The organism is Bacillus sp. mrc49, from assembly GCF_002803435.1.
Map to the genome: position 1 here is coordinate 77,207 of NZ_PHNG01000762.1, position 20,194 is coordinate 97,400.

The following is a 20,194-nucleotide window of genomic DNA, read 5'->3' on the forward strand; positions in this document are numbered from 1 at the left end:
TGAAAAAAGGTTTCTTCGTCAAGTACTATAAAACGATTATACTCATAAAACAAAAACAAATAAATCATTTCATATTTTGCATGGGAGTCAATCCTTGATCATGACGCGGATTTTATCTGTCAAAACCGCAGCAGCCACTTGATCCTTTCCAACTATTTCTCCATCCGACTGGATTTTTGCTGACCCATGATTTTTCATTTTTATCATTTTACCAGAAAAAGAATCGACGTTTTTTATCTTTAGATGCCCGCCCCATAAAACGGTGATGAAAACGGCCAATAATTTCAGCAGGGCAATATCATGAACGGCGATAATATTCAACCTGCCATCATGAAGCTTTGATTGCGGTGAAATTTTCATCCCCCCGCCGAAGTATGGCTGGTTCGCAATGACAATGAACCACACCTTTTTCAACATATGGATTTCCCCATCAACGACCAGTTCCATACTGCCAGGCTTATAGGTGAATAATTGTTTCAAAAAAAGGATGAGATAAATCAATTTACCCGCCTTGACGAGATTAAACCATTTTTTCAGGCGAGAACGGTCAGCTTCAGCGGAAATTTTAGCATCAATCCCCATTCCCAGGCTGTTCATAAAATATCCGTCCATGCCATCCGTCTCGTACTGACCGATATCAATGGCTTTGTGTGCGTTATCCTGGAATAACCGAAGGGCTTGAGCGACACCCTTCGTTTTTTGGATGCCCCGTACATAATCATTGCCGGAGCCCGCGGCAAGGGATCCAAGGATGGCATGTGGAAATGGAAGGGCGCCTTTGAGCATTTCATTTATCGTGCCATCCCCCCCTACCGCAATGATCCTGGTATCCCGGTCCGTACCTGATAAAATTTCCGCCGTCAATCGGGATGCATGCCCTTTTTCTTCCGTAAAAAACACTTCATGGTGAACGCCATTGGATTTCAGCACCTTCTCCACTTTCTCCCAAACCTTCATGCTTGTTTCATTTCCAGCCCTCGGGTTGACGATGAAATAAAGGGTTTCATTAAGGTTCGGCATGCTCATTCGCCTCTTGTTGGTGATGGTCGGCTTCCCATTCCGGTCGCATGCTCGATGTCGTTTGACAATATTCCAGCAATGCCTGCGCAGCTTTCAATTGCTGTGCCTTAATGGGCGATGAAGTGGTCCGCATCCGTTCAAACCATTCCTGGAAGGTCCGTTTATCCAATACCGTCATATCATATGGGGCTTCGGGAAAATCAATATAACCATTCCGCGATAGGATCACCTTTTTGATCGGGACGTTCACCTCATAAAGTGAAAATAACTGGGAGACGATGTTTCCCATCCGATTTGCACTCAATAATGGGTTCAGCACTTTTTTGTCAGGGTGCTTATGATGCCTGCGAATCCAGAACCGGTCGCTCGAGCCGATGAATGCTGCATCCTCTTCCGCCTCGACAAAAGTGATGCACCACGCGTCGACTGGGGTCAATAAGATGACATCGACTTCAACAGGCGCGTTTTTTAATAGAAAGATAGGCTTGTATAAAACAAGAAACGTATCGGGAAAACGCTGCAGGAAAAAGCGGAGCCTTTCATCCAAAAAGAATGATCGGTCCACAAATGATTTTTCACGCAGCGTCGAACTTCCCCATTTCATTTGAAAACGAAGCAACTGATTTAAATAATTCTGCTTTAATTCATCCAAACTGGCTGGACGGAAGGGAAACCTTAATGAAAAAATATTGGGGTCGTCGATCTGATTCGGCAGCACCGGCTCTTCTGCCTCTGTATCCTGCTTCTCCGTCCGGTGGAACAAGCCCTTCACTTTTTTCATTAAGCTCTTGGATTCGTCCTGGGCTAGGTCCAGTATCGCCTGTTCCTCCTCTACGTTATGATCGCCATACAATTGATCCAGTTCACCTGCTTGATAAGCAGCCTTCAATTTTTCCCATTGCTGTTTTTTCAATCGTGCATATTGTGTTGGATATCGGTAAATATCCTGCTCATACCGGGAAATATAATCTTGCATCTTTATGAGCTGTGCCATTCGGCCACCTCTCTCTCTATTATTGAAGATGTATCGTCAAAACCTTTTCATATGAAGGCGATTCCCCGATATGTGTTTGATAGAGCGCAACCTGGACTGCCTGGAAATGCTCATCATTTACATTCGCCACCTGCCGGACGCTTTTCAAAGAAAAGGGATCTTCCCCCTCGAATTTTCTTGCTAGCGTTATATGAGGCTTAAATGGCTTTTTATCAAGCTGAAAACCAGCCTCCACACATGAATGATAAATTTTCTCCTGTATCGAAAAAAGCCTTTCCTGCTGTTCCACACCCGTCCAAAGGATCCTGGGACTGTCATCCTTGCCAAAAGCGCCTATTTCAGCCAGCGTAAGCTCGAATGAGGCCTCTTTCGCAAGCACGCCCTCCACTCGCCTTATAGCATCCTTTTTCATTGAATCGTCAGCACTGCCCAAAAACGCCAACGTAATATGATAATCGGCAGGATGCAGCCATTTCTTAAATGGAAACCCTGAATTCAGTCGTTCCGTCACAGCATGTAAATAAGCCTTAATATCGTCAGGTAAAACTAAAGCAAAGAAAAAATGAGTATTCATGGTCACTGACATTCCTTCCTGATCTTCCTCTAATTTTACCATAATTCCCATGCCATATACTCTCCTTGCACATGCTTTCATCATATTCCGGCCAGCAAGAAAAAGAAGGAAAGCTCAGTCCGAAAACGGGAAATTAGAGGAGACGGATTATTCTGGGCGCTTTCGGACGAATCATTTCATTCCAGGTCGGATTCCCCGCGCTGGCGGACGGATTATCGAAGATATAATCGAGAAATCAAAAAAAGGACCGCAAGCGGTCCTTTTCCGTCACATTCTTTTTTAGGTAAACAACGTTTCATAAAGCAGGAACAGGTTCAGCCCAATAATTAGGACTGCAATAAGCCAGGCAATACTGGAGGTGATTTTGTGGTTGACCAGATTACCCATGATTTTTTTATTGCTTGTAAACATGATCAATGGCACCAATGCGAAGGCGATACCAAATGAGAGTACGACCTGACTCATGACCAGTGCTTTGGATGGGTTCACTCCCCATATGATGATGATTAGGGGCGGTAAGGTCGTGATGACCCTCCGCAAATAGATCGGTATATGTCTTTTTATGAATCCCTGCATGACGACATCACCTGTCATGACACCGACGGAAGAGCTGGATAATCCGGCGAACAGTAAGCCGATTCCAAAAAACATCGCGACGGATGGTCCAAGCATCGCCCCGAATTGTTGATAGGCTACATCCAAATCCTCTACTAATATCCCACTCTTATGAAATAGGGCGGCTGAAACGATGACCATGGCGGCATTGATTCCGCCTGCAATCAACATGGCGATGACTATATCAATCTGTTCAAAACGAAATATCCTTTTTCTTTCCAAGTCATTTTTACCGACTATCCTTTTTTGTGTTAAAGAGGAATGAAGGTAAATCGCATGGGGCATTACAGTCGCTCCGAGCATTCCTGCCGATAGTAAAATGCTGTCCACTCCTTCGAATTTTGGAGTGAATAGCCCTAGAGCGATGGCCGATGTATCAGGATGTGCATAAAAAACCTGAGCTCCGAAAGCTAGCACTACAACAAAGATCATGACCGTGATCAACGCTTCGAATGTCCGATAACCTCTGCGCTGGAATTCCAAGATGGCGAAGGAACCAATGGCTGCAAGGAGGGCCGATGTGATGAGCGGGAGGTCGAAGAGCAAATAGATTCCAAGTGCAGCACCTATGAACTCAGCTAAGTCCGTGGCCATGATGACGGCTTCGGCCTGTATCCATAGTAAAATTGATGTTTTTTTCGAAAATCTCTCCCTGCATAACTCAGGAAGGTTTTTACCGGTGGCTATCCCTAGTTTGGCCGACAGTGTTTGAATGAGCACAGCCATCAAATTCGATGCGAAGATAACCCACAATAAGGTATAGCCATATTTTGAACCGGCTGTAATATTGGTTGCATAATTCCCAGGATCGATATAGGCGACAGCTGCAATGAACGCTGGGCCCAAATATGGAAGCAGATTTTTGAATCCTCGGGAAGAAGACTGATGTAATGCACCAGACATGTCTATTCAACTCCTTTTTATATGCAACTCAAAATGTTGCGACAAGTAAACTTTTTAGGTTATTAGCAAGTATATTCCTGGATCTTGAAAATGTCAAAAGGGACAAACTGAAAATTTTTTTAATGGATTCAAGCGGCTTATAGAAGGGGGGCCGAGAGGGGGTGAAAGACTAAAAACCCCTTTGCCAGTGCGGCAAAGGGGGGATCCACAATCAGTTAATTGAACCGCATTGCCTTTCGATTTCCTCGGAGAAAAGCTGTTGCAATCTTTTGGTTACCGGACCGGGCGCACCGGTTGCGATCGTCTGGCCATCGATGTTAATGATCGGCGTCACTTCGACGCTTGTGCTCGTATAGAGGACTTCCTCCGCTGCCATCATATCCTCGATCGTGAAAGTTTCTTCCACGTAGGGAATGCCATGATCGGCGCACAGCTTGAGCATCACCTGGCGGGTAATCCCGTTCAAGATCAAGTTGGAAGCGGGATGGGTTCTCAGCGTGCCGTCGACGACGATTGAAACATTGGACGAGCTTCCCTCCGTGACCAGACCGTCACGATGCTGGATCGCTTCGTCACAGCCAGCTTCCGCCGCTATTTGCTTAGCCATTATGTTACCAAGGAGATTTAAGCTTTTGATATTACAGCGCAGCCAACGAATATCGTCCGTCGTGATGCCCTTTACCCCTGGTTTCATCTTTCCTGTATAAGGCATTTCCTTCGTATAGGCAACAAATACCGGTTCGACGTCCGAACTTGGAAAAGCATGTGTCCGCGGACTTACACCCCTTGTGAGCTGCATATAGATGATTCCGTCCTGCAATTGATCTTCAGAGATAAGCTCTTTCACGCGGGTTTCAATTTCCGCTACCGTGAAGGGAACTTTCATCTGAATCAATCTTGCGCTGTCCAGCAAACGGTTCAGATGCATGTCTCCCGCGAATAACTCACCATTATAAACCCGGATGACCTCGTAGACGCCATCACCGAATTGATATCCCCTGTCCTCGATATCAACCGATACATCGGCCCTGTTTTTTATTTCGCCGTTAAAAATGATTTTTCCCATGTTTTCTCCCTCTTTGACCTCTTATTTTGCCAATTCATGAATGGCACGTGCATAAATGGACGTAGCCTTAAGCATATCTTCAATGTCAATATATTCATCTTTCTGATGCGCAATATCCTCACTGCCGGGGAATAGCGGTCCAAATGCAACGCCTTCCTTAAGCGAGCGGGCGTATGTACCGCCGCCTATTGAAAGCAGTTCAGCTTTATCACCGGTCTCCGCTTCATAAACCTCCTGCAGCGTCTTGATCAAAAAACTGTCGCTATTGACATAATGTGGCGTTGAATGCGAATTGGTCTTCACATTTAAATTATATGCAGCCAGCCTTTCCTCCAATGCCGCCTTTTGCTGTTCCCATTCGAATGTCACCGGGTAGCGCACGCTGAAGCCAATCGAGCTGTCGGCTTGCTTTGAATAATTGAAAACGCCGGCATTGATCGTCAAATCACCCGTTTCCTCATCCGCATAGGCCAACCCAAGATTATTTCCGCGGGAATCTTCAAACAAACGATCCTTGATGAATGTGAAGTAGGATTTCGCATGCGGATCAAGCGGAAGGTCCGCTAAAAAGGCGGCTAAATGCAAACCTGCATTGATTCCATTGTTCGGCTCCATCGCGTGTGCAGACACGCCGTTCAATTCAAGGAGCACTTGATTTTTTTGCGGAACTGCTTGACCCTTCAACGAGTATTTTTGCATATAAGCCTGATAGTTTGCCACCACTTCATCAGGATTGGCAGCCTCGACAATCGCCGTTGCAAAATCAGGTACCATGTTCGTCCTTCGTCCTGAAGAGAATTCGATGACATTCACTTCAGAGCTCGTGCCATTTCCTGCATCAACAGGATGGATGACGGATAAGTCCCAAATTCCTTTTTCGGCACTGATGATCGGGAAGTCCGCATCTGGCGCAAAGCCCATCGATGGCATTTCTTCCACTTCAAAATAACGATCCACGCAGCGCCAGTTCGATTCCTCATCTGTCCCGATGATCATTCTCACACGTTTGTTCAATGGCTGTCCAAGCTCCCTCACCAGCTTCATTGCATGATAGGCGGCCATCGTCGGACCTTTATCATCGATTGCACCGCGAGCATAAATGCGGCCATTGCGGAGCTCCGCGCCAAACGGATCCGAACTCCACCCATCTCCTTCCGGTACAACGTCAACATGACACAAAATCCCGATTAACTCTTCGCCTTCACCCATTTCAATATGTCCGGCGACATTATCGACATTCTTCACGGTAAAACCGTCTTTTTCACCCAATTGAAGCATGAAGTCAAGCGCTTCCTTCACCCCTTGACCAAATGGTGCATCCTCTGTCTTGTTTTCTTCATCCAGAACACTTTTTATTTTCAGCAAATTTTGAGTGTCCAGCAATAGATCCATTTTCCTTTTTTCAACTTCTTCTCGCCAATTCATTTCAGTCACATTCGACAACTCCTCTTTTATATATATTATTCATTTTATCACTTTTCCTACCTGTTCCGCCAAGTGTTGGACCCTTTTCTTCGTATTCCCTGTCCAACACTCCGGTCAAACTACCCGGCATGATGCCCAATCAGCTAATCGGATCATTAAAACAAGAAAAGGAAATCGTTAGAGCGGCAGTGTCATCCGGCAAGGATGCGCCTTCAAAAATGGAACATCGTTATATTTTTTTGTATCCTAAGTACAAAATGATTGCAGAATTGAATTTTAACCACTAGAATTAAACATGAAGCGCGGCTTTGCTGAATGTACCAGGAAGAAGATCTCTGCAAGCTCATGGGCGCTAATGCCTAATAGACCGGTCAAGCTATTCTGTTGGATGGAAACACACAATTGGTACATTAAAGCATCGTTAACGCTCTCAATATGATGTGAGCCATCCTGGGGAGACTCTTTGGATAGGTCCACTTGCCAAGTACATTTATATAGTATTGCTCGCTGATTATCTATCTTTCAAACTAGCCATTAACCTATATTCATCATACAAAACGATTGGGAGTGATCATGATGGGAAGATTAACAAATAAAATAGCCATTATTACTGGCGGAGCATCTGGTATGGGGAGAGAAATGGTCGATTTATTCACAAAAGAGGGAGCACAAGTCATCGCTGCCGATATTAATGAAAAAGCTGTGGCAGTGGTGAATGAATTGGAAAACGTCCATGGAATGGTGCTTGATGTATCTTCAGACGATAGCTGGAAAACCATGATGGAAGATGTCATTGCTGAATTTGGGAAGGTCGACATTTTGATTAATAATGCCGGTATCTCCTCCGAAAAAGGAATTAACGATACGACTTTGGCCGATTGGCAGCTAATGATGGGCATCAATGGGTTTGGTCCATTCCTTGGAATGAAGCATGTCATTCCTTACATGGTTAAAGAAGGTAAAGGGGCGGTTGTGAATATTTCTTCCTTCACGGCACAAATCGGAATGGGCCTAAACTCATACTCAGCTTCCAAAGGCGCGGTCCGTGCCATATCCAAAGCTGCCGCTACCCAATATGGCCGCATGGGTGTCCGTGTTAACGCCGTATTCCCCGGCATCATCGAAACACCTATGACGCACAAGTTGGAAGAGTCCAAAGAGCTTGTGAACCAGATGATCCAAGCGACTCCGCTCCAACGTCTCGGTCAACCTGCCGATATTGCAAATGCCGTGCTTTACCTGGCATCCGATGAAGCTTCATACGTAACAGGTGCGGAGCTTGTTATCGATGGCGGATATTCGGCTCAATAAAGAAAAAAAATCCCGTTTCCGAAATCCGGAAGCGGGTTTTTCAATATATTCGATTGGACAATCTAACGGATGGGAGAGTCAGGTTAACACACCAATGAAATAGCCAAAAGCCGTAAATACCAAACACCAGCTAAATGCCCCTGCACCGGCAAATAAGAAGTATTTTCGTTTCCCCATTCCATTCATTCCGGAAAGGTAACTTGCGAAGTGGCGGACACCCGGGATGAAATAAGCAATGATAATGGTCCATGGACCATATCTATTGAACCATGCCTCCAGCTTTTCCAACCTTGGCGGAGTCATTTTGATCCATTTACCATGCTTTCTCAGAAAAGGTTTGCCCACCTTTTTCCCAATGAAATAACTCACAAGCATCCCGGAGATCGAGCCAAGGAAACTTACGAGGAATGCCCCTTGAACATTCAAAACGGAAATGGATGATAAATAGCCGACAAAAGTCATCATGAACTCATCAGGTACCGGCAAACCAATGATGCCAAGTGCCAGCAGTCCATATATCGCAAAATATCCATAGTTTGATATCAGTTCTTTTACCATTTCCATCTATAGTACCCCTTTAAAATATAATCCATTGTCCGATCCGTTCTTGTTACGTAATTGCTTCTATATAATAGGATAACCTAAATTCCCCCATATGAGTTGTTTTTCCTAAAAAAAGAAAAAAAAAGAAGATTAAGCACGATTTTTGTTGAAAGACCTGGCTAAAGGAATGATTGCGCCAAAGCTAAAGCGGACTCGATGACCGAGCCCGCCCGTTTTAGTTCACGATTTTTATTTCCTTGATCGGCCAGTACACCAGATTGGCTTTACCGACAATTTCATCGACGGATATCGTACCGATTTCCCGGCTATCCAAACTGTTTTGGCGATTGTCCCCCATCAGGAACAACTGATTATCAGGTACCGTCATCCCGCCTGTAATATCCTCAAGCTTAAAGGATTCAGTCAGCGGCATTCCTCCTGCCATTTGTTCCTTATATTCGTCCAAATAGGGTTCTTCATAAGCTTTTCCATTAATATAAAGCGTATCATCTTTATATTCAATGTGGTCACCTGGAAGACCAATAACCCTTTTAATATAATCTTTATCTACCGTAGCATGAAAAACGACAATATCAAATCGATCGATGCTATCGATGTTCGTTCCAAACTTGGTAAGAACGATTCGCTCATGATCTTGAAGGGTCGGCATCATCGACTCGCCGTCTACGACAATCGGTGCAAATATATACGTCCGAATTAAAAAAGCTAGAATGACTGCAATCCCGATCGCTTTTATCCATGAAAAAACTTCTTTTCTATTTTCCAATCGAAGTCCCTCTCTCTGTTTTTTATTCATGCCATTATATCATAATCCTTTCATGATCACGTCATACAAATACCCGCTTTTTTTTCCATAATCCATCATTTCCATTTTTCAAACTGGCTTTCGATGGTTTCCCATTCTATTTCCCGCCGTTGCATTTTGGGCGGGCATATCGCATTGTAGGTACGGACTTTCTCATTGATTCGTTCAATTTGACTGGTTAATTGCCTGTTCTCGACATTCGTTTTTCGCAACCGGACGATTTCGGATAGCTCTTCGCGAATTTCCTTTTGCCATTTTATCCACAGCGGAAGGAAACCGGCATCTTTCGCCTTTGACAGGAAGTTGTCATACATATTTCCCGAAAGCGCCGACTCCGGAAGCGGCTTCCCAAAACCAGGGTTATTCTTCAGACCGTTGTCTTTTTCATAATCCCGAAAAATTTGATCCATCCAATTCACATGACCCTGCTCATCACCCATAAACGTTCCTCCAGTCATTTATACATCTTTTTACAATTATAGCATTTTTCTCTACGTTCACTCCATCCCGAACAAATCGGCAAATAACATTATAAAAAAGGATTCCCGTTTCACGGAATCCTTTTTTAGCCTCATTTAACTGTGATTTTCCTTTTTGTCACTGCCTTGTTCTGCGATTTATCCGTCACTGTATACGTCAAGGTATAGCTACCCTTTTTGTTCGTATTCACGGACCCCGTTATTTTGATCTTATTCGTCACGTTTCCATCCAAGTTATCTTTAGCCGATACGCCTGATTTAGAATTGAATGTGGACTTATAGGCAATCGTTTTATTGGCAGCTCCCGAGATGACAGGCTTCGTGCTGTCTATTGTGATCTTTCTGGTTACTGTCGCCGTATTAGCCGATTTGTCTGTAATGGTATACGTTAATGTATACGTTCCTTTTTTCTTCGTATTCACCGTACCTGTTACCTTGATTTTCCCAGTCAGGTCGCCATCGAGATTATCTTTTGCGGTTACGCCTGACTTAGGATTGAATGCCGAGTTATAGGCAATCGTTTGATTGGCCGCTCCCGAGATGACAGGCTTCGTGCTATCTATCGTGATCTTTCTGGTGATCGTCGCCGTGTTTTTCGAAGAATCGGTGACCGTATACTTCAATGTATAGCTTCCCTTTTTCTTCGTGTTCACCGTACCGGTCACTTTTATTTTACTTGTCAAGCTGCCATCCGCATTATCCTTGGCACTCACGTTTGATTTCGGATCAAATGAAGCATTCAAACCGATCGTTTTACTTCCTGCACCTGAGATGACTGGCTTAACTTGATCATAAACGGTTATCTTCCTTATGACCTTGGCAACATTCCCCGCCTTGTCAGTAACCGTATAGGTCAAATTATAAGTACCCACCTTCTTTGTATCCACCTTGCCCTCAACCCGGATGGCGCTCGTCAGATCTCCATCTTTATCATCCTTGGCTTTTACATTGGACTTGGCATCGAACTTTGAGTTGTATGGAACCGCTAAGTTCTTTGCCCCTGAAATTACGGGTGCGTTTGCATCCATGACAGGACTCGATGGCTTATTGGAAATATAAGCCGAGGAAAGGTATCCCTTGATTTTTTTATCTTCCGTTTGTACGGGGAACCAGACAAACTTATTCGCCGCCGACTCCTCATAGACAAGATCGCCGGTCATGATCAGCCATGTATCCTTTGGCACCGTCGTATACCCAGAAGAGGTGCTGGCCTTTCCCCTTATTTTCACACTCGAAGTGGTGACCGCTTTGTCCCCTGCCTTGAACCAATAGACGGAGTCATGCGTTTGCCCGGTCAGCGTGTATTCCAGCTTCTTAAAGATGATATTGGCCGTACTCCCTCGATCATACTCAAAGTCTGTTGTGCTGAATGGATAGCTTGCCAATTTTGTACCGGACAAGTAGCTTTGTTTTTCCAGCTCGGCAAATACTTCCTCTTGATAGGCACCCGTATTCCTTTTCCCGTTTTCCTGGTAAAGTGGGCTATTCACTGGCTTTGTCCCATTGTAGGCCATGACTGGGAAATACCAGTTTTCAATGACACGGCGTCCTGCCCCTTTGATTTTCGGCAAATCTTTTCTTGCATACATGCCGCTCAATACCTCGACACCGGCCTCGATGTTGTAGACGATATCATTTTCCAGCTTTTTCTGGTCATACCCGCTTTTATTGGTAAGCTGCATCAAGCCAATGCCCCCATCACTGGATTTGATCGGCTTGCCAGCGTCATTGAATTGCCTCCAATCGCCATTTTCCTGCGTGGCCACCGCTTTCACCACTTCTGGGGGGATCTCAGCCTTAATTGCTGCATTCGTCAGCAAGCAGTTGATTTGTCCGTAAGAAGGATTTTTATTCGGTTGGATTTGACCTAGCGGTGAACAAACATCGGTCCATTCAGACTCTGCGAAAGCTTGTCCATTGAACAAGCTGAATGTTAAACAGGACAAAATTCCAACCTTCATTAATGGGATCTTCATTGATCGAACTCCAATCTATTAGAATTACTATAATAGTAACATGACAGATTAGTAATTTGAGGGAAAAACGGATATTCAAGGAAAATTAATCTGTAATTCCCAATCCCAATGCCTTGAATAAAAAAAGAAGCTGACCCATCTCCGGGTCAGCTCCTTCTCCACATCACAAAGCTATGTATCATGTTCGATCAGACGATCACTTCCACCGTATCAATTGGCTTCCTGACGAGACACATGATTCCCGGCACGATGAAGAAAATAACCGGCCATATTTGAAAAACGGTCACTATCCCCGTAATGATCCATATAATTCCGGCTGGCTTCGCTTTGCCGCCTTTTAATAGAAAGATAGAACTCAAGCCGCCTGCCAATGCAATGATCAATGAGATGATCCCCGCCCACAGCAGACCCATGAATAACTTGATGGACATATCGATCTCGGATGCCGAAAACTCCGAATCGGTCATTAATGAATAGTCCACCAGTCCTTTCAAATCCACACTTTTGATATAAACGGCTGCAATAATCGTTACAATCAAAAAGATCGCAGCGATGCTGACGCCAATGATACTTAATGCGTATTCCCATGTACGTTTCAATTCGTTCGCCTCCCCAAGAATGTTACTCATATATAATACCCATATTGTAGCGGATTAAAAGACTTTTATTCAAACAACCACATAAACTGCCAGCGGTTTGCTTGATATCCCCAGCAATCAGGGGCGATGGGGAAAGGGGAATGTGACATCGAATGAGAAGTACCCTGAAAATATTGATGTTCGATATAAGCAGGGAAAGGTTTTAATCAGAGCCTAAACCGTGCGAAACGATCAACGCCACCAATCCTTCCACAGAAGGTTCTAGTGGCATCATATGTACGGAAAATCCATAGTCTTGGATTCTTTTGCCGGTGCTTTTGCCGATGACGCCAATCGAAGCACGCCTTAACAGCGCTTCAATATCCACATTTGCCTTGCTAGTGTATTCCATCAGCATATCAACTGAATGCCGGTTCGAAAAAAGCACCGTATCGACAGCTTTTTCGGCTAGCATTCTCGGCAGTATTTCAAGGAATCTCTCATTGACAAATTTCTCGATCGATTGGACATAATCCGCTTCCCCATAATCCGAATCGATTCGGTTCTTATCGCTATCTCCAATAACCAACAGCCTTCCCGTATCCTCCATCTCGGTTTGGAGCTTTGCCACCAATCCGCGCTGTTGCAAAACCTGCTTCGATTTCCTCGATACAACATAAAGTTCAGATGATATCCGCCGAAAATCAATGGCATGTTCTGTGAGAGAATCCAAGAATCCGTGGATGCTTTCTGGTGAAGTGAAGAGAATTCGTTCATACGAAAGAAAAGAGAGCAACTGGCTTTCTTCCATTTTCACACCATTCGCCATCCATTTCGGGAACTCGATGACATCGCCGCCAAGTTCCTGCAACTCTTCCGCCAAATGACTCTTTGCCGTGCCAGTCCTGGCCACTAAAAATTGTTGTCCGTAAAGTGGTTTCTTCTCGAACCATTGCAGGTTTCCCCTAAGTGTAATGACATCACCGACCAAGGTGATCGCTGGATTGAGAAGCGACTTTTCCCTTACCCTTTCCACTATATCGTCCAATGTCCCCTCGGCGGTTTCCTGTCTTCCATATGTACCCCATTGAATCACAAGTGCCGGCGTGTTTCCCGGCTTTCCATGGCCGATCAAGTTTTTGCAAATATCCGTAAGGTTGGCCACCCCCATATAAAAGGCAATCGTATCTATCCCATCGACAAGCCCCTTCCAACCTATATCTTGCAATCCTTCTCCATGGCCCGTCACCATGGCAAAAGAGCGCCCATGATTTCGGTGTGTCACGGGGACGCCCGCATAGATGGAGGCGGCAATCCCAGACGTAACGCCCGGAATGATTTCAAAGGAGATCCCGTTAGCTTGCAACGACTCCGCTTCCTCACCCACTCTTCCAAAAACGGCAGGGTCCCCGCCTTTCAGACGAATGACCACCAATCCATCAAGGGCCTTCGACACAAGCAGGGCATTGATGTCCGATTGATCGATGCCATTCGAATAAGGTGTCTTCCCGCAATAAATCAATTCGCAATCGAGCGAGGCGGCTTCCAATATTTTGGGATTCAGCAGTCTATCATATATAATGACATCCGCTTTTTCAATGGCCCCTTGGCCTTTTACGGTAATCAGTCCCGCATCCCCCGGGCCTGCGCCCACAAAATAAACCTTGCCAATGGTCATTGCGCCCTCACCCCTATCTGCTTGCAATCCCGTGATAAAATTTCACCAGTTCCACCATTGCACTGCCCATCCGTTGATCCTCAGGATAAATGACCCGTTCGATTCCTTCATCGATTACCACTTGCGCCGTTACCTTTCCGACTGCTAGTGCAACGACCTTCGATTTGAATTGTTCAATTATTTGATCCTCCAGACCTTGTTCACGGACAAATTTCATTAAATTGCGAGGCTGCGGTGCACTCGTGAACACGACGGAATCGATGGTGCCATCAAGGATTTCTCCTGCTAACTGCTGCATTGTTTCTATTTCAGGCGCTATATGTTCATAAGGAAGGATTTCTTTATGTTCCACGCTTTGTTCATCCAGCCAATTCATCAAGAGCGGAGCCGGATCGCCATGAAGCTGCAGGGCAACCTTTACAGCGCCTGACAGATGTCCTTCCAGGTTGCGGACGAGTCCTGCCGTACTTCCATCATCATCACGGATCAACGGCTTGAGGCCAAGCTTCTTCAGCATATTCACCGTTTTATAGCCCCTGGCTGCGATTTTCATTGACCGTAAAGCTGCTATGAAACGCTCCCCCGCTTCCAGCTTCAATGCCGTTTTATATAAAAGCTCCGTACCCACTCCCGTCGTAAGGATGATCCAATCGAACTCCCCTGCCATCAAACGGGTGACATCCTCTTCCAAATGGGAATCATCAAGGAATACCGTCCCTTGTGCCGGACGAACAAGCGGGACTCCGCCAAGATTATGAACGATCTTGCTGAGCTCTTCCGTTTTCCTTGCCCCCAATAAAGCAATGGTCCTGCCATCAAGCTTACTCATGTTTGTTCCTCCTATATGTCAATTTAATTTTTGATCGTGCTGGTCCACCTCACATATTATACAAATTTTCAGTCTTTTACACCATGGAAAACGAATGACACCTGAAAATCCTTGACCTCTTCCAGGGCGGCGCCAGATTTCGTTCATTTTCCAATTCCCGATTATATCCGCTTTAAGTCTGATACATCTTGACCATCACATGACATGCCGTGTATGGCACCAAACCTAATGAATGCTTCCCCATCCAGTTCCCCCATATCGTCCACCATTGAAATGACAAATATATCAGCTTCCAGGTGTTTTATGAAGCCTTGCACCTCCCCGGGAACATTAAGGAGGTCAACCGAAACCAAGAAGTTATGTTTATGGGCAAAGTCGAGAAAACTCAAAAGCAAATCATCATTTTCATCAACGAAATCGAGATGACTTTGTTTTTTTGCCTGATATAGCTTCTTGATTTTCTTAATATATTTCGTCTGGACATTCATTTGGTGGATGTTATCGACATAAAGCAGGCGATAGCCATCATACATTCCGTTGGATGCCATATTGGCTGCCACTAAAAATGCATCCGACACTTTTAAGATTCTGACCACATCGAATTTCCTTAAGTCATTAGGATCCGAGTATAGTTCCACCAGTTCTTTTCTTTCCATCATATTAAGCAATTGTTTTTTCATCATTGATTTCCTTCCAACTGGAATTCACCGTTTTGCCAAAGCAAATAGCCTGTCACGCAGATCACGCGCTGTGAATGGCCCTCTGGGCAGCCTGCTCATCTCCTTTTTTCACAAAAACATCGTATTGAGTCATTTTGTTGCGATTTTGAAAGTCCGTGGAACCTAGCTGGAGAGGCGTTTTCGTTTTGAAGCCCACCCCTTCCCTTTCCAATTTTGCGATCACCTTAAAATAATTATCATGGCCGAATGCGGTATAAATACAAGTCCAATATTTATAGGTAATCAGTTTGGCCATTACCACACATGCTACGACCAAAATCAGCGTTCCAATGATGATATACTTCATACTTTCCAGCTCCTTTTCCAGTTTCAAACGTTTGGAATATCCCTTCTTTACACTATATTCTTTGTGCCATCGATCATCTCCTTTTTAAACGGCCTTCTCTTTGGTCAGGGCCGATTCGGCAACCATTGTAAATGCTGCTACATTCATATAAAAAACAAATTAAATATTTCTTTTCTTTGTTGCAATGTTGTCGTGCTATGTAGTACAATAACATTGTGAAATACTTCACAAAGTAATTACTTACAACAAGAACCCAAACGTGAAAACAGGCAAGCTTGCCATTTTTTTGCACCAATATGTGAATTTATTCACAAACTTAACAGGGGGATGATCAGGCAACCTTTCTAAAGAATGCCCCTGGGATACGGGGGACAGAATAGTACTGCAATGAAATTCGAGTAGGGAATTATTTATATCAAAAGTGATTTACATTCGGAGAAATTGGAGGTATTCATTATGAATTCTACAAAAGGAACGAAAGTCGTTTTGGTTGGTACTGGCGCAGTTGGGTCAAGTTATGCCTACGCATTGATGAATCAAGGAATATGCGATGAGTTGGTGCTTGTCGATTTGAATCAAGAAAAAGCGAAAGGCGATGTTATGGACTTAGATCATGGTCTTGTGTATGCGCCTAGTGCCATGAATATAAAATCCGGATCATACGAGGACTGTAAGGATGCAGCAATCGTCGTAATATGTGCTGGGGCAGCACAAAAGCCCGGAGAAACCAGGTTAGATCTTGTAAAGAAAAATATGAACATTTTTGAAGCGATCGTCGGCAGCATCATGAAAGCTGGATTTAATGGCATTTTCTTGGTCGCAACGAATCCAGTGGACATTTTGGCGTATGCGACTTGGAAATTTTCCGGTTTACCGAAAGAAAAAGTGATTGGGTCAGGGACTATATTGGATTCTGCAAGATTCCGCTCTTTATTAGGGCAAGAATTCAATACCGCACCTACAAGTATCCATGCCTATATCATTGGTGAACATGGTGATTCACAACTCCCGGTTTGGAGCTCTGCCAATTTCTCCGGTTTGCCGATCGCACCAAAATTAACGGAGGCAAGAAAAAAAGAGATTGCCGTCAGTGTCCGTGATGCTGCCTACCAGATCATTGAGTCTAAAGGTGCTACGTATTACGGAATCGCAATGGGATTGGCCAGAATCACAAAAGCGATCTTAAAGAATGAAAATGTCGTCTTGCCAGTGGGGTCATTGTTGGAAGGCGAATATGGCCATAGCAATGTTTATATCGGCACCCCTACTGTCATTAATCGCACAGGTGCAAAAAGCATTGTCGAGCTTACCCTTAACGAGAGCGAAACGGAACAGTTTGCCCGTTCTGTTCATACGCTTCAAGATATTCAAGCCCAATTTTGGGAGTAGTTACTTTCTCTAACCAGAATTTCTTACACAGGGAGCTGTCGATATGTTAGCAGAAACATATAACCCATTTAATAATCTTGCCCTTTCAGCATTAGTTGCAGCTATACCGATCCTTTTATTTCTATTATGCTTGACCATCTTTAAAATGAAGGGAATACATGCAGCCCTTTTAAACCTATTCGTTACCTTTCTTATTGTCCTCTTCCTCTTTAAGCTACCTTTGGGAGAAGCGATCGGAAGTGTGGTTCAAGGTACGTTCCAGGGAATATGGCCGATTGGCTATATCATCGTGATGGCGGTCTGGTTATATAAAATCTCCGTTAAATCCGGCAAGTTCGAGGTGTTACGCGGCAGCATTGCAGGGATTTCACAAGACCAGCGCCTTCAGCTTTTACTGATTGGTTTTTGCTTCAACGCCTTTCTTGAAGGAGCAGCAGGTTTTGGTGTACCCATCGCCATCTGTGCCGTCCTATTAGTGTCATTGGGATTCCAGCCTTTACAGGCAGCGATGCTCTGTCTGATAGCAAATGGTGCGTCAGGAGCATTCGGGGCAATCGGGATACCGGTTGGCATCATTGATACATTCGGCCTGGAAAATGTGACCTCGATGAATGTGTCCGTGATGACCGCGTTAACACTGCCACTCATTAACTTTACCATTCCGTTTTTACTAATATGGTTGATGGATGGACTGAAAGGGATCAAACAAGTATTGCCGGCCATATTAGTGACATCGATTACTTATACTGTATCCCAGGCAATCATGACCGTTTTTATTGGCCCAGAGTTAGCTGACATTATTCCATCACTATTAACAATGGGGGTGTTGGCGCTATTCCTAAATAAGTGGCAGCCTACACACATATTTTTACTCAACGGCAAAGAGTATCAGGTTGAAAAGCATACTAAGGGTGATGTTATCAAGGCATGGTCTCCATTCTATTTATTAACGGCATTTGTCTTGATTTGGAGCTTACCTGCATTTAAAGGATTGTTTTCTCAAGGAGGCGTCTTTGAATCGGCTGTTCTGAAATTTACGATTCCTGGGTCATCGATTGCGATCGGCATTGATTTAATCGGTGCTACGGGAACGGCGATCTTATTGGCTGCGCTGACGACCATCGCAACGACAAAAGCCATTAATGTCAGGGAAGGTCTTTCCCTCCTGAAAAAAACGGTTTCAGAGTTTCGGATTCCAATCATCATGATCTGTGCAATCATCGGGATAGCCAAATTGATGTCATATGGTGGATTAACCATCGTTTTAGGCGAAGCGGTTGCGACAACAGGCCATATCTTCCCGCTCTTATCTCCGCTATTAGGCTGGATTGGCGTGTTCATGACTGGGTCTGTAGTGAATAACAATACGTTATTTGCTCCGATACAGTCCACTGCAGGTCATATCATCGGGACAAACCCATCATTATTGGTTTCCGCAAACACGGCCGGGGGCGTCATGGCAAAGCTCGTTTCCCCACAATCAATCGCAATCGCTACGGCAGCAGTCGGCCAAACCGGACAAGAATCCGCCTTAACGAAAATGACATTGAAATACAGCTTTGGGTTATTAGCCTTCGTATGCATTTGGACATTCATATTGTCGCTAATCTTTTAAAACAAACGAGTAAAAACTCACGGCTTTGAAAAAAGGCTGCATCCAAGATGATTCATTCATCTTGGATGCAGCCTTTTATACATGTAAGTCCTTCCTGGCCGGATTATTTTTCCGGCACGCTACAGGAACCGTCCGCACATGCTTCAGCAGTTGCGGGATCATTGACCATTTGAAGCGGGTTTTCCTCTGCCCACACTTTTTTCAGTGTATCAAGAAATGCTTCGATTGGCTGAGCCCCTGATATGCCATACTTGCGGTTGATCACGAAGAAGGGAACACCGGTTATTCCAAGCTGGCTTCCTTCCTGCTCATCGCCCCTTACTTCAGCCGTGAATGCCGTCCCGGCGAGAACGGCTTCAGCTTCAGACTTATCAAGGCCAGCCTCTTGTGCCAGCTTGACCAATTCAGCATGATCGCCAATATGCTTACCTTCCGTAAAGTATGCTTTAAACAGGCGCTCGTTCATTTCATTCTCTTTACCTTTTGATTGGGCAAGGTACATTAGGCGGTGAGCATCGAACGAATTCGTCAAGACGATGTTGTCCAAATGATAATCGAGCCCCAATTCTTTTGCTTGTTGCGTCAGGTTTTGGCTGCTTGCTGCCACGTCCGCTTGCGACATGCCATATTTCTTCATAAGCATTTCCTGTTGGGTCATATTGATGTCCCGGTCTGCGTCAGGATTCAGCTCAAAGCTGCGAAACTCCACCTCCACCTGCTCTTTATTTTCAAATTGCTTTAAAGCCTCTTCGAATCGACGTTTCCCTATATAACAGAACGGACATTGATAATCCGACCAAATTTCCACCTTCATGTAAATACCTCCTCTATTAAATGCAATCATATTAAGCACATTATATAATCAAGGGTATCCTCTTGCAAGGATATTACCCTAGACACTCTTTTTCAAAATGTTCGAAGTCGACTTTTTTCATGAAATCTTCTAAAGTATAACCCTTCAATAGACGCAGGGTTTCCTTTTCCGCTTCATTCATGATTTCCTCCAAGGCATCATCCAGCTGCTTCCCGACTTCACCGCATTCGCTCGTTTCCATACAAACCAAGCATTCCGGCCGGACCGCTTGATACACATCCGCCAAAGTTAACTGTGATGCTGGCACCTTCAAGCTATATCCCCCATCACGGCCTTCCTTCGTTTCGACGATGCCCTCAGCTGCAAGCTGTGCCATCACCCTTCTTAAAAACGTGGCATGTGATTTAACCTTTGAGGCAATTGCCGAACTTGTCAGGAGCTTTTCGCTTTGTGCGAGCCAAACCAGGGAGTGGACGGCGATGGCGAAGCGCGGCGGTCCAATTTGATTATTCCGATTACCTGAAGACATTCTC

Annotated in this window: 20 protein-coding genes; 3 read left to right on the forward strand and 17 right to left on the reverse strand. The window is 44.7% G+C overall.

The genetic code is table 11. The features are described 5' to 3' along the window. Positions 1–87: 87 nt before the first annotated feature. From CVN76_RS22945 to pepV, 6 genes are all read right to left on the reverse strand, one after another. On the reverse strand, positions 88–1,020 hold the full coding sequence (locus CVN76_RS22945) for a diacylglycerol/lipid kinase family protein (RefSeq protein WP_157805766.1): 933 nt from the start codon (positions 1,018–1,020) through the stop codon (positions 88–90). Next, entirely contained in the window at positions 1,007–2,014 is a 1,008-nt protein-coding gene (locus tag CVN76_RS22950) for an NERD domain-containing protein (RefSeq protein ID WP_100533179.1), read from the reverse strand. Before CVN76_RS22950 ends, CVN76_RS22945 begins: the two co-directional genes overlap by 14 nt. 19 nt (positions 2,015–2,033) lie before the next feature. Next, positions 2,034–2,639, reverse strand: a complete 606-nt coding sequence (gene thpR, locus CVN76_RS22955) for an RNA 2',3'-cyclic phosphodiesterase (RefSeq protein ID WP_157805767.1) — start codon at positions 2,637–2,639, stop codon at positions 2,034–2,036. Between the two features lie 228 nt (positions 2,640–2,867). Continuing rightward, positions 2,868–4,106, reverse strand: a complete 1,239-nt coding sequence (locus CVN76_RS22960) for an Nramp family divalent metal transporter (RefSeq protein ID WP_100533181.1) — start codon at positions 4,104–4,106, stop codon at positions 2,868–2,870. A gap of 211 nt (positions 4,107–4,317) precedes the next feature. After that, entirely contained in the window at positions 4,318–5,172 is an 855-nt protein-coding gene (gene dat, locus CVN76_RS22965) for a D-amino-acid transaminase (RefSeq protein ID WP_100533182.1), read from the reverse strand. A 21-nt stretch (positions 5,173–5,193) separates the two neighbouring features. Beyond that, entirely contained in the window at positions 5,194–6,606 is a 1,413-nt protein-coding gene (gene pepV / locus CVN76_RS22970; RefSeq protein WP_198512628.1) for a dipeptidase PepV, read from the reverse strand. 567 nt (positions 6,607–7,173) lie between these two features. Here pepV and CVN76_RS22975 point away from each other — a divergent pair. Further along, positions 7,174–7,908 (forward strand): SDR family NAD(P)-dependent oxidoreductase, encoded by a 735-nt coding sequence (locus CVN76_RS22975; RefSeq protein ID WP_100533183.1) that lies wholly within the window; start codon positions 7,174–7,176, stop codon positions 7,906–7,908. A gap of 78 nt (positions 7,909–7,986) precedes the next feature. On the opposite strand, the gene CVN76_RS22980 is transcribed toward CVN76_RS22975, so the two are convergent. The 9 genes from CVN76_RS22980 to CVN76_RS23020 all read right to left on the reverse strand — a co-directional run bounded on the left by CVN76_RS22980 (position 7,987) and on the right by CVN76_RS23020 (position 15,843). Then, the gene (locus CVN76_RS22980; RefSeq protein ID WP_061142298.1) at positions 7,987–8,472 is read right to left on the reverse strand and encodes a DedA family protein; all 486 of its coding nucleotides are present in this window, start codon (positions 8,470–8,472) and stop codon (positions 7,987–7,989) included. 214 nt (positions 8,473–8,686) lie between these two features. Further along, a complete protein-coding gene (gene lepB, locus CVN76_RS22985) occupies positions 8,687–9,238 on the reverse strand; it encodes a signal peptidase I (RefSeq protein ID WP_232732430.1) in 552 nt (183 codons plus the stop codon). Positions 9,239–9,333: 95 nt separating this feature from the next. After that, positions 9,334–9,717 carry a DUF1992 domain-containing protein gene (locus tag CVN76_RS22990; protein ID WP_232732432.1) on the reverse strand — a complete coding sequence of 128 codons (384 nt, stop codon included), beginning with the start codon at positions 9,715–9,717 and terminating at the stop codon, positions 9,334–9,336. 131 nt (positions 9,718–9,848) lie between these two features. Beyond that, positions 9,849–11,732, reverse strand: a complete 1,884-nt coding sequence (locus CVN76_RS22995; protein ID WP_100533184.1) for an immunoglobulin-like domain-containing protein — start codon at positions 11,730–11,732, stop codon at positions 9,849–9,851. A gap of 188 nt (positions 11,733–11,920) precedes the next feature. Beyond that, a complete protein-coding gene (locus CVN76_RS23000) occupies positions 11,921–12,331 on the reverse strand; it encodes a DUF4064 domain-containing protein (protein ID WP_157805768.1) in 411 nt (136 codons plus the stop codon). 202 nt (positions 12,332–12,533) lie between these two features. After that, complete coding sequence (gene cobA, locus CVN76_RS23005; protein ID WP_100533186.1) at positions 12,534–13,988, reverse strand: uroporphyrinogen-III C-methyltransferase; 1,455 nt, start codon at positions 13,986–13,988, stop codon at positions 12,534–12,536. Between the two features lie 13 nt (positions 13,989–14,001). Continuing rightward, complete coding sequence (locus CVN76_RS23010) at positions 14,002–14,817, reverse strand: uroporphyrinogen-III synthase (RefSeq protein WP_100533187.1); 816 nt, start codon at positions 14,815–14,817, stop codon at positions 14,002–14,004. 161 nt (positions 14,818–14,978) lie between these two features. Next, positions 14,979–15,500 (reverse strand): hypothetical protein, encoded by a 522-nt coding sequence (locus tag CVN76_RS23015; RefSeq protein WP_100533188.1) that lies wholly within the window; start codon positions 15,498–15,500, stop codon positions 14,979–14,981. A 58-nt stretch (positions 15,501–15,558) separates the two neighbouring features. Next, complete coding sequence (locus CVN76_RS23020) at positions 15,559–15,843, reverse strand: hypothetical protein (RefSeq protein WP_061142305.1); 285 nt, start codon at positions 15,841–15,843, stop codon at positions 15,559–15,561. A 456-nt stretch (positions 15,844–16,299) separates the two neighbouring features. Here CVN76_RS23020 and CVN76_RS23025 point away from each other — a divergent pair, with 456 nt between their 5' ends. Then, positions 16,300–17,232, forward strand: a complete 933-nt coding sequence (locus CVN76_RS23025; protein ID WP_100533189.1) for an L-lactate dehydrogenase — start codon at positions 16,300–16,302, stop codon at positions 17,230–17,232. Positions 17,233–17,275: 43 nt separating this feature from the next. Then, positions 17,276–18,847, forward strand: coding sequence for an L-lactate permease (locus CVN76_RS23030; protein WP_100533190.1), 1,572 nt, complete (start codon positions 17,276–17,278; stop codon positions 18,845–18,847). A 103-nt stretch (positions 18,848–18,950) separates the two neighbouring features. On the opposite strand, the gene CVN76_RS23035 is transcribed toward CVN76_RS23030, so the two are convergent. Further along, entirely contained in the window at positions 18,951–19,661 is a 711-nt protein-coding gene (locus tag CVN76_RS23035; RefSeq protein ID WP_100533191.1) for a DsbA family oxidoreductase, read from the reverse strand. 73 nt (positions 19,662–19,734) lie between these two features. After that, positions 19,735–20,190, reverse strand: a complete 456-nt coding sequence (locus tag CVN76_RS23040; RefSeq protein WP_100533192.1) for an RrF2 family transcriptional regulator — start codon at positions 20,188–20,190, stop codon at positions 19,735–19,737. Positions 20,191–20,194 lie beyond the last annotated feature (4 nt).

Excerpts from the sequence above, each read along its gene's own strand:
- CVN76_RS22945 (WP_157805766.1), bottom strand. The coding sequence starts at position 1,020 with ATGCCGAACCTTAATGAAACCCTTTATTTCATCGTCAACCCGAGGGCT.
- CVN76_RS22950 (WP_100533179.1), bottom strand. The coding sequence starts at position 2,014 with ATGGCACAGCTCATAAAGATGCAAGATTATATTTCCCGGTATGAGCAG.
- thpR (WP_157805767.1), bottom strand. The coding sequence starts at position 2,639 with ATGGGAATTATGGTAAAATTAGAGGAAGATCAGGAAGGAATGTCAGTG.
- CVN76_RS22960 (WP_100533181.1), bottom strand. The coding sequence starts at position 4,106 with ATGTCTGGTGCATTACATCAGTCTTCTTCCCGAGGATTCAAAAATCTG.
- dat (WP_100533182.1), bottom strand. The coding sequence starts at position 5,172 with ATGGGAAAAATCATTTTTAACGGCGAAATAAAAAACAGGGCCGATGTA.
- CVN76_RS22975 (WP_100533183.1), top strand. The coding sequence starts at position 7,174 with ATGGGAAGATTAACAAATAAAATAGCCATTATTACTGGCGGAGCATCT.
- CVN76_RS22980 (WP_061142298.1), bottom strand. The coding sequence starts at position 8,472 with ATGGAAATGGTAAAAGAACTGATATCAAACTATGGATATTTTGCGATA.
- CVN76_RS22990 (WP_232732432.1), bottom strand. The coding sequence starts at position 9,717 with ATGGGTGATGAGCAGGGTCATGTGAATTGGATGGATCAAATTTTTCGG.
- CVN76_RS22995 (WP_100533184.1), bottom strand. The coding sequence starts at position 11,732 with ATGAAGATCCCATTAATGAAGGTTGGAATTTTGTCCTGTTTAACATTC.
- cobA (WP_100533186.1), bottom strand. The coding sequence starts at position 13,988 with ATGACCATTGGCAAGGTTTATTTTGTGGGCGCAGGCCCGGGGGATGCG.
- CVN76_RS23010 (WP_100533187.1), bottom strand. The coding sequence starts at position 14,817 with ATGAGTAAGCTTGATGGCAGGACCATTGCTTTATTGGGGGCAAGGAAA.
- CVN76_RS23015 (WP_100533188.1), bottom strand. The coding sequence starts at position 15,500 with ATGATGAAAAAACAATTGCTTAATATGATGGAAAGAAAAGAACTGGTG.
- CVN76_RS23020 (WP_061142305.1), bottom strand. The coding sequence starts at position 15,843 with ATGAAGTATATCATCATTGGAACGCTGATTTTGGTCGTAGCATGTGTG.
- CVN76_RS23025 (WP_100533189.1), top strand. The coding sequence starts at position 16,300 with ATGAATTCTACAAAAGGAACGAAAGTCGTTTTGGTTGGTACTGGCGCA.
- CVN76_RS23030 (WP_100533190.1), top strand. The coding sequence starts at position 17,276 with ATGTTAGCAGAAACATATAACCCATTTAATAATCTTGCCCTTTCAGCA.
- CVN76_RS23035 (WP_100533191.1), bottom strand. The coding sequence starts at position 19,661 with ATGAAGGTGGAAATTTGGTCGGATTATCAATGTCCGTTCTGTTATATA.
- CVN76_RS23040 (WP_100533192.1), bottom strand. The coding sequence starts at position 20,190 with ATGTCTTCAGGTAATCGGAATAATCAAATTGGACCGCCGCGCTTCGCC.